Origin of the sequence: Solitalea koreensis, from assembly GCF_900182575.1 — a bacterium.
GTDB classification, from domain to species: domain Bacteria; phylum Bacteroidota; class Bacteroidia; order Sphingobacteriales; family Sphingobacteriaceae; genus Solitalea; species Solitalea koreensis.
The window spans coordinates 43,946-57,731 of sequence record NZ_FXSZ01000006.1 but is presented as its reverse complement, the minus strand read 5'-3'; the positions used below and the strand labels follow the sequence as shown (position 1 = coordinate 57,731).

The 13,786-nt window shown below is 38.4% G+C and carries 12 protein-coding genes; 6 read left to right on the top strand and 6 right to left on the bottom strand.

The features are described from left to right. Window positions 1-1,552, bottom strand: a 1,552-nt coding sequence (locus FN756_RS14480; protein ID WP_449441400.1) for an immunoglobulin domain-containing protein, incomplete at its 3' end; no start/stop codon positions are given. Between the two features lie 353 nt (window positions 1,553-1,905). Here FN756_RS14480 and FN756_RS10260 point away from each other — a divergent pair. The 5 genes from FN756_RS10260 (at window position 1,906) to FN756_RS10240 (ending at window position 9,035) form a co-directional block, all read left to right on the top strand. Further along, window positions 1,906-2,700 (top strand): thymidylate synthase, encoded by a 795-nt coding sequence (locus FN756_RS10260; RefSeq protein ID WP_142603974.1) that lies wholly within the window; start codon window positions 1,906-1,908, stop codon window positions 2,698-2,700. A gap of 72 nt (window positions 2,701-2,772) precedes the next feature. Continuing rightward, on the top strand, window positions 2,773-3,255 hold the full coding sequence (locus FN756_RS10255; RefSeq protein WP_142603972.1) for a dihydrofolate reductase: 483 nt from the start codon (window positions 2,773-2,775) through the stop codon (window positions 3,253-3,255). A gap of 356 nt (window positions 3,256-3,611) precedes the next feature. Next, window positions 3,612-6,602, top strand: a complete 2,991-nt coding sequence (secDF, locus tag FN756_RS10250) for a protein translocase subunit SecDF (protein ID WP_142603970.1) — start codon at window positions 3,612-3,614, stop codon at window positions 6,600-6,602. 211 nt (window positions 6,603-6,813) lie between these two features. After that, entirely contained in the window at window positions 6,814-8,121 is a 1,308-nt protein-coding gene (locus FN756_RS10245; RefSeq protein ID WP_142603969.1) for an NAD(P)/FAD-dependent oxidoreductase, read from the top strand. A gap of 53 nt (window positions 8,122-8,174) precedes the next feature. Then, window positions 8,175-9,035 carry a hydroxymethylglutaryl-CoA lyase gene (locus FN756_RS10240; RefSeq protein WP_142603967.1) on the top strand — a complete coding sequence of 287 codons (861 nt, stop codon included), beginning with the start codon at window positions 8,175-8,177 and terminating at the stop codon, window positions 9,033-9,035. 59 nt (window positions 9,036-9,094) lie between these two features. Here FN756_RS10240 and FN756_RS10235 read toward each other — a convergent pair whose 3' ends face one another. Next, entirely contained in the window at window positions 9,095-10,255 is a 1,161-nt protein-coding gene (locus FN756_RS10235; RefSeq protein ID WP_142603965.1) for an acyltransferase family protein, read from the bottom strand. 115 nt (window positions 10,256-10,370) lie between these two features. Here FN756_RS10235 and FN756_RS10230 point away from each other — a divergent pair, with 115 nt between their 5' ends. After that, the gene (locus FN756_RS10230; protein ID WP_142603963.1) at window positions 10,371-10,982 is read left to right on the top strand and encodes a DinB family protein; all 612 of its coding nucleotides are present in this window, start codon (window positions 10,371-10,373) and stop codon (window positions 10,980-10,982) included. Window positions 10,983-11,187: 205 nt separating this feature from the next. Here the strand turns inward: FN756_RS10230 and FN756_RS10225 are convergent, their stop codons facing one another. From FN756_RS10225 to FN756_RS10210, 4 genes are read right to left on the bottom strand one after another with little or no spacing between them, the layout of a single operon-like run. Next, window positions 11,188-11,604 carry an arsenate reductase ArsC gene (locus FN756_RS10225; RefSeq protein ID WP_142603961.1) on the bottom strand — a complete coding sequence of 139 codons (417 nt, stop codon included), beginning with the start codon at window positions 11,602-11,604 and terminating at the stop codon, window positions 11,188-11,190. Between the two features lie 33 nt (window positions 11,605-11,637). Beyond that, a complete protein-coding gene (locus FN756_RS10220) occupies window positions 11,638-12,273 on the bottom strand; it encodes an MIP/aquaporin family protein (RefSeq protein ID WP_142603959.1) in 636 nt (211 codons plus the stop codon). A 14-nt stretch (window positions 12,274-12,287) separates the two neighbouring features. Next, entirely contained in the window at window positions 12,288-12,914 is a 627-nt protein-coding gene (locus FN756_RS10215) for a class I SAM-dependent methyltransferase (RefSeq protein ID WP_142603957.1), read from the bottom strand. 19 nt (window positions 12,915-12,933) lie between these two features. Beyond that, window positions 12,934-13,770, bottom strand: a complete 837-nt coding sequence (locus FN756_RS10210) for an arsenite methyltransferase (protein ID WP_142603955.1) — start codon at window positions 13,768-13,770, stop codon at window positions 12,934-12,936. Window positions 13,771-13,786: the final 16 nt, after the last annotated feature.

Here is a 13,786-nt window from a genome sequence, read left to right as displayed (position 1 = left end):
GGTCCGAAGGAAGCTCTAAATCCAAACTGATGCTATCGCTGGCTATGCCTGTTGCCGGAAACACCAAACGTTGGTACACGCTGGCCAGAACGCCTACCGCTGCATTGAGCTGTGTATAATTAGAAGAATTGTTATCTACTGAATAACCCGGGTTCTGAACGCTGCAGAGTACACACAACACGCCGCTGATGCCGCTGTTTTGGGTATCAGCCTGCAGGCAACTGCTCGATGGAATGGCATTCACCTGAACGGTAACACTCTGCCGGCTGGTGCTGCTGCAGCCCGTACTGCTGTTGCGAGCAACTGCATAATACGTGGTGGTAGTGTTTAAGGCTGGCGTTACAAACGGACTGCCCGTGTGTAAGAGCGTTCCCCCTGAGGCTGAATCGTACCAGTCAACCACCTCCCCTGTTCCTGCAGTTGCTTCCAGACTGGCCGTTTGATTTGCATTAATCGTTACATCCGAAGTTTGCAAGACCGCAGGGGCCGGTAAAGCATTTACCGTCACATCCACTTGCGTACGACTGGCGCTGATGCAACTGCTTTGCGCCGTTTCTACATAGTAGCTTTGATTACTCGTTAATACCGGCGTGGTGAAACTGCTGCCGGTACCCAGCAAACTCCCTGCCGCTGCCGCCGAGTACCAGTTATAGGTCTCGCCCGCTTTCGGACTGCTCACCGATAAGGTGGTAGCCGAGCCCGAACATATATTGATTGAGTTAACTATTGGTGCAGAAGGATTAATTACATTTATTTTTACAGGTAATCGCTCTTCATTTCCCCCTCCTGCTCTATTTACCTGAATATAAAATATTTTATCAACTGTAATTATTGGTGTTGTAAATGAATTAGTATTACTTTGTAATGCAATACCCCCTGACGGGACATCGTACCAATCTAACGTTGTACCATTGGTAGTAGTTGTTGTAACAGTAGTACTTTGTCCACTACAAATTGATTTATTCAAACCTCCAACAACCGTCGGATTTTCAAATTTTAATTGAATATCATAAATCCGTAGGGTTACCAATAAACTCAATAATCCCCCAGCTTTAATTTGAATTTGATTTGTGTTTCCGGAAACAGGAAACTTTACTAGAGCCTTTGTGCCACCGCTTAATAATTGAAGATTTAGCAATGCACTATTTAATGCAATAGGAGAACCTACATTTGTTCCAGAATTTTTTGCTTGCAGAGTTGCGTTTGCCAATAAGGTTGCGTCAAGAAGTCCGCCTCCTGTTCCCAAATATACCAATATGCTATCTCCAGCTTTTGCTGTTTGACCAAATTGTACTGTCTCTTCAGCGAAACAAGCCAATCCTACATCGTTTTGAAGGGTAGCATATGAATTAGGGTCAAGATCATAGGCTTTGGATTCACCAGAAGTAAAAGTTCCAACACAAAGCAGCCCCCCATCGCTATGCGTATCGCTAAGTGGACGATATGGTGTTGTTTGAGCTTTTACACCAACGGAAAAACATAATAATAAAACTTGCAGTAATCCAATAGTGTGAACTAATGGCTTTTTAAGGATGGTAAAAAATGTATTCATAGATACTGATATAGTTTACAAAAAAAGAGAGCGTAAACTTTACAGTTATGCGGATATTCTATCCATGACAACCGTGAATGAACACCAATGAAAAAGATAGAAGATGGGTAGTTAGGATACCAACTTTGCTATTAACAACAATATATTAAAATCCCTATAAAAAAATATTAATTTAATTAAATTCTTTTAATTTAATTAATAGCGACTTAAACCTTATATTTTATTCAAAAAGTTTCTTTTTTTTGTCAATATCAACAATCGTGCCATTTAATTATAATTTTGCGATAATTTAAAACCTAAATTAAAGCTGATTTTAGAAATTGGATTTCTATTTTTGAAACAAGAATAATTATATGAAACAGTATCAGGACTTAATGCAACATGTACTTGATCATGGCACTGAAAAACATGATCGAACCGGAACGGGTACATTAAGCGTTTTTGGCTATCAAATGCGTTTTGATTTACAAAAAGGCTTTCCATTAATTACTACAAAAAAAGTACATTTAAAGTCAATCATCCATGAACTCATTTGGTTTTTGAAGGGCGAAACCAATATTAGCTACCTCAAAGAGAACGGCGTGAGCATTTGGGATGAGTGGGCTGATGAGAACGGAGAACTCGGACCTGTATATGGTTCGCAATGGCGTTCATGGCCTAAACCTAATGGGGATAAAATAGACCAGATAAGCAATATAATAAACCAAATAAAGAGCAATCCTGATTCAAGACGTATCATTGTTTCGGCTTGGAATGTTTCTGAAATTGAAAATATGGCTCTTCCTCCTTGTCATAGTTTCTTTCAATTTTACGTAGCAGAGGGAAAACTTTCATGCCAGTTATATCAACGTAGTGCGGATATTTTCTTGGGCATTCCCTTTAACATAGCCTCTTATGCATTATTAACAATGATGGTGGCTCAGGCATGTGATTTACAAGCCGGTGATTTTGTACATACACTTGGCGATGCTCATCTGTATTTAAATCATTTAGAACAGGCCAAATTGCAACTATCACGTCATCCGCGCCCATTGCCAAGCATGCATATAAATCCAGAGGTGAAAAATATTTTTGAATTTAAATTTGAAGATTTTACACTAACGGGCTATGATCCACATCCACATATTAAAGCTGCAGTAGCTGTTTAAACATGTCGATAGTAAACAGACCTTGGTTAAAGCGAAACTATGGGCAATGAACTATCGACCACATCGAATAAAATGATAAATATCATCGTAGCGAAAGCTAATAATAACGCTATCGGGAGTAAAAATACTTTAATTTGGCATTTACCCGCTGATCTGAAGTACTTTCGAAAGCTCACTACCGGAAACACCGTAATTATGGGACGTAAAACCTATGATTCAATTGGAAAACCTTTACCTAACAGAAGAAACATTATAATCACCAGAAATGTTGATTTAATGATTGATGGATGTGAAGTGGTCAATTCTTTAGAAGCTGCTTTAACACTTTCAACCTCAGACGAAAAAGTGTTCATAATTGGGGGAGCGGACATTTACCGTCAATCGATGGAATTTGCACACACACTATATGTTACAGAAATTCATAATGAGTTTGAAGGTGACTCTTATTTTCCGAAGATAGATTCAAATAAATGGATAGAAGTTACCCGAGAAGATCATTTAAAAGATGAAAAAAACACATTGGATTACTCTTTTGTGATCTACAATAGAAAATAATTATTTTGTTTTTTTATTAACTGTTTAAATAGTCCGACACAAGTATTTAAAACCCCAATTGAAAGAAAAAGCGAGCAAGAAGCATTGGTTTTGAGTTTAAACTGAGAGTCCAAATTGAAAATTGGAATCAAGTAACTGATTATAGGGGTATTACTTTTCAAAAAAGAAACCTGAAACCGGATCATTTTTCTGAACAATAATTAGTCCTATAGCAATCCGTTTAATTCTTCGATTAGGTCTCATTTGTTTTGACTTATTCTGACTTGCGTTATTTAAAAAAATATTTAGATTTGCGACTCTCGAAAAAAACCGAATAAAATTTTAAAGATCAACTTTTAATTAAATTTTACCTCATTATGCAAGGAAAAGGTGCTATCAGGTTTGTGGCTATTGCATTAGCGTTGGCTTGTTTATACCACATCTCATTCACATGGGTGGTTAGCAAAGTGGAAAAAAACGCTAAAGAGTATGCACATGGCGATCCCGCCAAAGAAAGAATTTACCTGGATTCAATTGCGACCGAACCGGTTTACAACCTTGGTTTTGCAAAATTCACGTACAAAGACTGTAAGGAAAAACAACTTAACCTTGGTCTTGACCTAAAGGGTGGTATGAACGTTACAATGGAGATCTCATTGGCAGATCTTATTCGTTCAATGTCGGGCAACAGTACCGATGCCAATTTCAACAAAGCACTTAACCTGGCCAAAGAGCGTTCTGCTACTAGCCAAAAAGACTTTGTTACTCTTTTCGGTCAGGCTTACAAAGAAGTGGCCCCAAATGGTCGTTTAGCGGAGATTTTTGCTACGCAAGAGAATAAAGATCGTATCAATTTCAATTCAAGTAACGAAGATGTATTGAAAGTATTGACTAAAGAGTCGGCAAGTGCTTTTGATCGTTCATTTAACATTCTTCGTACCCGTATTGACAAATTCGGTGTAACACAACCTAACATTCAGAAAATTGGCAATGGCCGTATTTTGATCGAATTGCCGGGTGTTGATGATCCTGAGCGTGTTCGTAAACTGTTACAAGGTTCTGCAAAGTTAGAGTTCTGGGAAACTTATGACAATCAAGAAGTTTTCGGTGCTATTGATGCTGCGAACAAAGTAATAGCAGCACGTTTAGCATTAACTGAAAAAACGGCTCCTGCTGTTGCTAAAACTGAAATTGCTAAAGATACTACCAAGAAAAGTGAACTGGCTTTATTGAATAAAATGAAGTCGGATTCAGGTAAAAAGGATACTTCTGCAGCTCAAACAATGCTTGCTAAGCAGAATCCGTTATTTGCTGTATTGATTCCAAATACCGTTCAAGGTCAAAATGGTCAGCAAATGTTAGGACGTGGTTCAGTAGTGGGCTATGCGGCATTAAAGGATACTGCTAAAGTAAATGAATACTTGGCAATGCCTGAGGTGAGAGCGAACTTCCCTACTAACCTTCGTTTAGTATGGAGTGTAAAAGCTATCAATGATAAAAACATCTTTGCATTACATGCATTGAAAGCATCTGGACGTGATGGTAAAGCTGCTTTAGGTGGCGACGTAATCTCGAATGCACGTGCTGACTTCAGTCAGGATGGCAAACCAGAAGTTGTAATGAACATGAATGCTGACGGTGCTAAAGCATGGAGAAGAATTACTGCTGAAGCTGCTGCAGCTAATAATCGTGCTGTGGCTATTGTACTTGATGATGCTGTTTATACTGCCCCTAACGTACAAAATGAAATTTCAGGTGGTGTTTCATCGATCTCGGGGAACTTCAAACCTGAAGAAACTCAGGATATGGCCAACATTCTGAAAGCCGGTAAATTGCCTGCTCCTGCAAAAATTATTCAAGAATCCACTGTAGGTCCAACTCTTGGTGTTGAAGCTATTAACTCAGGTTTACTTTCATGTTTAGCTGGTTTAGTGGTGATTTTAATTTTCATGGCAATTTACTATAACAATGCCGGTATTACTGCTGACATTGCCTTAATCGTGAGTTTATTCTTCATGATTGGAGTATTGGCATCTTTTGGTGCAGTATTAACATTACCTGGTATTGCCGGTATCGTTCTGAATATTGGTATGGCGGTTGATGCCAACGTATTGATTTACGAGCGTATCAAAGAAGAGTTGGATCATGGTAAGAGCTTACGCATGGCTATCTCTGATGGTTTTAAACATGCTTATTCAGCCATTATTGATGCTAACGTAACCATTCTATTATTGGGTATTATTCTATATGTATTCTCTTCTGGCTTGGTTCAAGGTTTCGCTACAACATTGGTAATCGGTATTTTCACTTCATTGTTCTGTGCAATCTTCATCACTCGTTTGATTTTCGAAGCACAATTAGCTAAAAATAAACTCATTAAATTCCAACATAATTTCTCTAGAAATTGGTTTAAAGATGTTAATTACGATTTCGTTGCGAAACGTAAGATCTTCTACGCTATTTCTGGTTTAATTATTCTTGCCGGTGCTATTTCTATCGTCACAAAAGGTTTCGACTTAGGTGTTGACTTCAAAGGTGGACGTACTTATATCGTTCAATTTGATAAAGGTGTAAAAGTAGCTGATGTGAGTAAAGCCCTCGCTCCATCATTTGACAATGAAGCTCCTACAGTTCAAACCTTAGGTGGTTCAAGTCAGGTAAAAATTACTACAGCTTACAAAATTGAAGATCAAAGCAATGGCATCGATAAGTTTGTTGATGGCAAACTACATGAAGGATTAAGCAAAATGAATGGCATTAAAGGTCATGTGGTTGCTACCGAAATTGTAGGGCCAACAATTGCAAATGATATGCGTAATTCGTCGATCATTGCGATTGTATTGGGCATCCTGGTAGTATTCGTATACATTGTTATTCGTTTCCGTCGTTGGCAGTTTGGTATAGGTGCAGTAGTAGCACTTGCTCACGACGTGCTGGTATTGCTGGCATTATTCTCTTTGCTGAGAGGTATTCTTCCTTTCTCATTGGATATTGACCAAGCCTTTGTAGCCGCTATCCTAACCGTTATGGGTTACTCAATGAACGATACGGTAGTTGTATTTGACCGCGTTCGTGAATACATGGGCACGCACTATGCTAAAAACCAAAGTCTTTCAGATGTAATTAATAAAGCATTGAACAGTACCTTAAACCGCACCATGGTTACAGGTTTATGTACTATGTTAGTTTTAATTGTTCTTTTCATCTTCGGAGGAGCAACACTTCGTGGTTTCTCATTCGCCTTGTTAGTAGGTGTAGTTTTTGGTACTTACTCATCATTATTCGTGGCAACCCCAATTGTTGTGGATATGATCAGCAAAGACGATCATCTTTTAGCTGATAAAAAAGATGCAGTATTAGTTAAATAAGCCTGCATTTTAAGCATATTAAAAAGCATCTGTCAGCAATGGCAGATGCTTTTTTGTTTTAGTTGAAAACGATCAAGGCCTTGGTATTTATTTAATCTAACGGAAATTATAGATGGATTTAAGGGCTTTACCATAGAGTCCCCCTTTTATCCTTGATTCTTTTATCTTTCTTCTCAATATAACTTATTACTTTTAGTTATAACTTTTCATCATGTCAGTAGATATTCCGGATAGCACATTTTCCAGGGTTGTAATTATTGGTGGTGGTTTTGGAGGCATTCAGCTTGCTAAAAAATTAAAGTATAAAGAGGTACAGGTAATTATGATTGATCGCCACAATTATCATACTTTTCAGCCCCTTCTCTATCAAGTTGCTACCGGAGGCCTGGAACCCGATTCAATCGCCTACCCACTCCGCAAAATCTTTATGTTTCAGAAAAACTTTATTTTCAGAGTTGCTGAAGCTATTTCAATTGATCCTGAAAAAAAGATACTCCATACTAACCTTGGAACACTCGGTTACGATTACCTGGTAATTGCCACTGGTTCTGATTCCAATTACTTTGGTTTAAAGGATCTGGAAAACAACGGCATGCCGATGAAAACCATACCTGAAGCATTGAATTTACGCAGCGTAGTACTTCAGAATTTTGAAAAAGCCTTACAGCATGATAGCATTGCAGAACAGGAAGCCTGGATGAATTTTGTGGTTGTGGGTGGCGGACCAACTGGCGTGGAAACAACTGGTTCATTAGCTGAATTAAAAAATCACGTGCTACCTCATGATTATCCTGAATTGGATATACGCAGAATGCAGATTAACTTGGTTGAATCTTCTTCAAGGGTGTTAAATAGCATGAGTGAACAGGCTTCCATAAAATCAGAGCAATTTTTAAAGGAAATGGGGGTTAATGTTCGGACCAACGACCGTGTACTGAGCTATGACGGAGAAAAAGTAACACTTGCCAGTGGCAAAATACTGGAAAGCAAAATCGTTATTTGGTCGGCCGGAGTAAAAGGCGTTACCATTGAAGGCTTGAATAACACACAAATTGTACCTGGCAACCGTTATAAGGTGAATGTGTTTAATCAAATTGAAGGCTATACAGACATTTTTGCCATTGGGGATGTTGCGGCCATGATTACCGAAGACCTTCCCAAAGGGCATCCGGGAGTCGCTCCTGTGGCTATTCAGCAAGGGCGACATTTGGCTAAAAACATTATTAATCTTGTGAACGATATTCCGATGGAAGCTTTCAACTATTTCGACAAAGGCGCTATGGCTACCGTTGGAAGAAACAAAGCTGTGGTGGATATGAGTTTCATCCGTTTCCAGGGTTTCTTTGCGTGGTTTGTTTGGATGTTTGTACATTTAATGACATTGGTAGGTTTCCGGAATCGCCTGGTTGTATTTGTCAACTGGGTATGGAGTTATTTTAGCTATGATCGCGGTACCAGACTTATTATTCGTCCGTATGAAAAGAAGTCATCTGAAGAGGGCTATAAGTTTGAGGAATAAAGTCTGAAAAACTGTAGTCTTATTCATCCAACCTAAATCCAAAACCTATTAAAATGAGCAATAAACAAATAAAACTCATCGAATGCCCACGTGATGCCATGCAGGGAATGCATGATTTTGTGCCGACTGATTTGAAAGCCGAATACATTAATAAACTGTTAAAAGTAGGATTCGATACTATCGATTTTGGAAGTTTTGTTTCGCCGAAAGCCATACCTCAAATGGCTGACACGAAAGAAGTATTGAAAAAACTTGATCTCTCCTCCACTACCACCAAACTATTGGCCATTATAGCCAATTTAAGAGGTGCTGAAGAAGGATGTCAATTCGAGAAGCTCACTTATTTTGGATTTCCTTTTTCCATCTCAGAAACCTTCCAATTACGTAATACCAATTCATCCATTGCCGATTCATTGGTTACAGTGGAGAAAATCCAGCAGTTAAGTATCAAAAACAAGAAAAAATTAGTGATCTATATCTCCATGGGATTCGGCAATCCCTACGGTGATGAGTGGAGTTTTGATATCGCTTCCCACTGGGTACAACAGATCAGCGAACTGGATGTTGAAATTATAGCTTTATCAGATACTGTGGGTGTTTCCACCCCGGAGAACATTCAATATATGGTTGGTAATCTCAGTAAGGCCCACCCTAATATTGGATTTGGAGTGCATCTCCATTCAACACCGAACTCCTGGAAAGAAAAAATAGAAGCTGCCTATCTGAGCGGCTGCAGAAGGTTTGATTCGGCAGTACGTGGTTTCGGGGGCTGTCCTATGGCCAAAGACAAGCTCACAGGAAACATTGCAACTGAAAACGTAATTGACTACTTTCAACAACAAAACATCGATACAGGGCTTAATATGGACGCATGGGAAGACGCTTTGCTGTTCTCACAAAGAATATTTATTTAAATTAGGGTGCAATTTTATTAATTGCTTGAACAAAGTCGAAAACCAACCTCTTAATTATTTCACTTAACCAGACCCTTTAATTTCAAAAACTGATTTTCAAACAGGTATTTGGAGAGGTAAGAAATGCCTATTGTTACTCCTGCTATCATGAAATAGAATAATATGGTAGACGGAATTGGGGTCATTGCCATTAGGTGCTTTTTCAGCACAAGAACAACAGCAAATATGATCAACATTTGATACATATAAATTCCATATGAAACATCTCCCAGTGAATTCAACCATTTTTTTTCTAGCTTTAAAAAGCTTTTCGGATTCATGGATACATTCACAATTAACCAAAGAAAAAGTACATAAAGAACGAGGTTGGAAAGTACTGGTTTAGCAAAAATGACGCTGTATACATCTCCAAAAACAGTTTCAGATGCAATCAGTTCATGATGCAGAGCTACGCGCAGAAACAATAAGATCAAACAAACCACTTGAAATACCGGAGAAAATATTTTCCAATGCCTTTTATCTTTTGAAGCGTAATAAACCAAATAAGCGCCGACTCCTCCAATGGCCATGGCTTCAAATTTCAATATATCAATAACCTGCTTAACAATATCCCAGGTGGAATTCGGCTCTACATTGATGAAATAAAAAAACAGTGTCATCAATGCTGTTTTAATCAAAATAATGGCGACAAATAGATTAAGCATATGCTTATGAAAAAACTTCATTAAGGGCGCCCAAATCAAATAAAATATCTCTTCCACCCCGATGGACCATAGCGGTTCAAGCAAACTGCTTCCGAACAGAATATTGACCATAAAAGGCATAAACAGGAGAAAATAAGGCAAAACCTGATTGGGTATATAAGGCATGGGGTAATTGAAATGGATGAGCTTCAACCCAAACGGAACCAGGTACAAGCCTATTGCTACTAGCAAGAAATAAAGCGGCCAAATCCGGACCACTCGTCGCCAATAGAATGCTTTAACACTAATGCCTCCTCGATCGCGATCTTCTTTTAGCAAAAGATAGCTAATTAAGAATCCGCTCAACACGAAGAAAAATGAAACTGCAGTACTTCCGTTTTGAAATAGAGAAAAAGCTTCCAAATTGAATAATCCATACTTTTTACGGATGGTTTCAGAATGATGCATTAAAACAAAAAATGCTGCAAAGAAGCGTAGCGCGCTAAGGCCAGGAAAATACTTGATGTTTTTATGCATGCCGCAAAGATGAAAAAAATAGGTTTAAGCCGAAAACATCTCTATCGGATTGTTTTTAAGTTCCGACAAATTGAGGTAAATTAGATAGAGAATAATTCTATCTAATATTCAAACCATGAAAAAAATAATCCTTTTAGCTGTTGTTACATTTTTAACCAGCTTTACCCTACAGGAAAAAACGCTCAACGAAACTGAACGTAAATTCTTAGTCGATTATTTGACAAAAACCAGAGATCACTTGATGAATGATCTTAAGGGTTTAAGCCCCGAACAATTGAATTTTAAAGCTGACACCTCTCGTTGGTCAATTAAACAATGTGTTGAACATATTGCATTAGCAGAAAATGCCCTTGGAGAAATGGCTCAACAAGGCATGAAAGATGCGGCCAATCCTGACATGAGAAAAGACATAAAAGTTACGGATGAACAGATAATTACGATGATTACTGATCGTTCAAAAAAATTCAAGGCTCCTGAATTTTTACAACCAACCGGTGCAAAACTACCTACAGAACAAGATGCTGTTAAAGCATTTCTTGATCGACGAAATGATCACATAAAATACATTTCAAGCACCAAAGATGATCTTCGCGACCATGTGATCGATCATCCGGCAATAGGTAAAATAGATACCTATCAAGCTATACTTTTTATGGCAGCACACTCTGCCCGTCACACTTTACAAATTGAAGAAGTAATGGCGAATCCTAATTTCCCAAAGAGGTAATTAGTCACCTGAGCGTAGTCGAAGGGCCTGTGTCATTAACGAACAGACCCTTCGACTCCGTTCAACAAGACTTAATAAGGTTAAATCGAATTTGGAGACAGCTCTTTTTTTTCTGAAAGTGTTTTGTTTTTAATAGGCCATCAAGAACCCGCTAATTTTACTTTAATGGCCGTTTGTTAGCTTACTGCATATGCGGGTTTTGTTGTTAAGCGATGTTTTGTTTCACAAAATCGCTCATATATTCTTTAATCATATTTCGAACACGAGCAAATTCAGGGCGAAGTTCTTCCCAGTTGCCGGGCAAATTTGCCGGATCAGGGAAATTGTGATGAAATTTCTTTGCTTTTGATGGAAATACCGGACAACGTTCATTGGCGTTATCACAAACAGTAATCACAAAATCAAAATCAATATCCAAGTATTCATTTACGTTATTTGAAGTGTGCTTTGAAATATCCACATCATCGTCTGCCATAATAGCAATTGCATTAGGATTTACGCCATGAGTTTCAACACCTGCACTATAAATATGGGCTTTATTTCCTGCGAAATGCTCCAGATACCCGTGTGCCATTTGACTTCGACAAGAATTACCAGTGCAAAGGACTAATACTTTTTTCATTTATAAATATATTTCAATTTAACTCTTTATCAATTATCTCTTTCCTAACAACTTACAGATTCCGGTTGCCAATAATGCTCCTACAACCGGAGCGCATATATATATCCACAAATGTTCCATATGACCAGAAACCAGGGCAGGAGCTATAGATCGGGCCGGATTCATAGAGGCTCCGCAAATAGGTCCGGCAAACATCGCTTCTAACAAAACAACTCCCCCTACGGCTAATCCCGTAAACTGATTATTTTTAGAGCCGGACACTAATAAAACCGTTAGCATCAGCATAAAAGTTAAAATAATCTCTAGTATAAATGACTGAAGAGTGGCATTTGCAGGCAAAGTTGCACCCAACAATAGACTTGATGGAAACAGTACTTTAAGTGCGAGACTGGCTATTAATGCTCCTGTTAATTGTGAAGTGATGTATGGAACTGTTTCTCGCCATTCGAAATGACCTCCAACGGCAAGAGAGAGTGTTACAGCCGGATTAATATGTGATCCTGAAACTTCGCCAAAAGCATAAATCATGGCCATGACTATAAGCCCAAAGGTGATGGCAATTCCCATGTGGGTTACTGAACCAACTGTTACTTCATTAATGGTAATAGCACCTGTTCCGCAAAAAACCAGGCAAAAAGTACCGATTAGTTCGGCTAAATATTTTTTCATTCAGATATCTTCAATTAATGTCCAAGTTCCACGGACTGCTTGCTTTTAAAACTACAAAACAAAAAATTCTGGCTGGTTTGGAAAGGAGTAATATGATCTTCTGTTATACAAGAGATTTTGTCAAAACCTATGGCAAATTGTTCTTGTAGTTTTGCTTCATTGTACTGCTTAATTTCCAAACCGCTGCATTTTTTAGGACCATTGTCAGAAAAAGTCCCAATGACTAAATAACCTTTCACCGCCGCTCGGGCAATATCAATGTACTTATTGATTTGCGGTGCGGTAGTTAGAAAATGGAAGGCTGCCCGATCATGCCAAACATCATAAGCTGTTTCAGGATGAAAATCAGTAATATCGCTAACTATCCATTTTACCTTTTCTGATTTAGGGCCCAACCGTTTTATTGCTTTTTCAAGCGCTTTTTCGGAGATGTCAAGAACGGTAATATTTTCAAATCCTTCTTCAAGCAAAAAGTCAACTAATTTACTTTCGCCGCCGCCAATATCAATTATTTGAGCATTTTTGGGAAGATTAAAAGCATGAATGATGTCGAGAGAGATTCGGGGTACTTCCTGTGTCCAACTCACTTGGTGAGGCTCTTTGGTTTCGTAAACCTTTTCCCAATGTTCTTTCATATTCATTTTATCTAATTATCTAAATTTAACTACAACAACCTGGCTGACAACAACTATCAGGTTTCTCTGCATACACCGTTACACTGAAAATTCCGGTTTGACTGGCTTTAAATTCATTAATTTCTTCAGCTGATAAATAAGCGGCTAAAATATCATCGGGTATCACAATTGCTTTTTCCTGCTGAACCGTGATTTTTTCAAACCCTGCCTTATCAATAATATCCAGATATTCTTGCTTTTGTATCGCTCCCGAAACGCAACCTGCATACATTTCCGCTGCTTGTTGAATTTTAACAGGCAACTCCCCTACCAGCACGATATCCGAAATACTGAAATGTGCACCAGGCTTTAACACCCTGTAAATTTCTTTAATTACATTTACCTTGTTCGGAACCAGGTTTAACACACAGTTACTTACAATAACATCGGCTGTGGCTGAGCTAACCGGCATTTTTTCAATATCACCCATACGGAATTCAACATTATTAAAACCCAGTTTCTCAGCATTTGAACGCGCTTTAGCAATCATTGCTTCAGTAAAATCGATTCCAATTACTTTACCTTTTTCACCGGTAAAATGACGGGCTACAAAACAATCGTTACCTGCTCCTGAACCCAGATCGATTACCACATCACCTTCTTTGATTTTGGCGAATTCTGTGGGCAAGCCACAACCTAAACCTAAATCAGCATCAACATTATAACCCTGCAATTTTGAATAGTCGTCGCTCATGATGTTATAGACCTCATCAGAACAACAACCCGACCCACAGCATGAGCTCATATTGGTTTCTTTGTCTTGTTGAGCTATTGCACTATATTTTTCTTTAACAAGTGCTTTCAATTCTTCTTCTGATTTCATACCTGTTTTTTTTATC

What these genes read in the sequence shown, in the direction of transcription:
- FN756_RS10260 (WP_142603974.1), top strand. Translation starts at nt 1,906, where the DNA reads ATGAAACAGTATCAGGACTTAATGCAACATGTACTTGATCATGGCACT.
- FN756_RS10255 (WP_142603972.1), top strand. Translation starts at nt 2,773, where the DNA reads ATGATAAATATCATCGTAGCGAAAGCTAATAATAACGCTATCGGGAGT.
- secDF (WP_142603970.1), top strand. Translation starts at nt 3,612, where the DNA reads ATGCAAGGAAAAGGTGCTATCAGGTTTGTGGCTATTGCATTAGCGTTG.
- FN756_RS10245 (WP_142603969.1), top strand. Translation starts at nt 6,814, where the DNA reads ATGTCAGTAGATATTCCGGATAGCACATTTTCCAGGGTTGTAATTATT.
- FN756_RS10240 (WP_142603967.1), top strand. Translation starts at nt 8,175, where the DNA reads ATGAGCAATAAACAAATAAAACTCATCGAATGCCCACGTGATGCCATG.
- FN756_RS10235 (WP_142603965.1), bottom strand. Translation starts at nt 10,255, where the DNA reads ATGCATAAAAACATCAAGTATTTTCCTGGCCTTAGCGCGCTACGCTTC.
- FN756_RS10230 (WP_142603963.1), top strand. Translation starts at nt 10,371, where the DNA reads ATGAAAAAAATAATCCTTTTAGCTGTTGTTACATTTTTAACCAGCTTT.
- FN756_RS10225 (WP_142603961.1), bottom strand. Translation starts at nt 11,604, where the DNA reads ATGAAAAAAGTATTAGTCCTTTGCACTGGTAATTCTTGTCGAAGTCAA.
- FN756_RS10220 (WP_142603959.1), bottom strand. Translation starts at nt 12,273, where the DNA reads ATGAAAAAATATTTAGCCGAACTAATCGGTACTTTTTGCCTGGTTTTT.
- FN756_RS10215 (WP_142603957.1), bottom strand. Translation starts at nt 12,914, where the DNA reads ATGAATATGAAAGAACATTGGGAAAAGGTTTACGAAACCAAAGAGCCT.
- FN756_RS10210 (WP_142603955.1), bottom strand. Translation starts at nt 13,770, where the DNA reads ATGAAATCAGAAGAAGAATTGAAAGCACTTGTTAAAGAAAAATATAGT.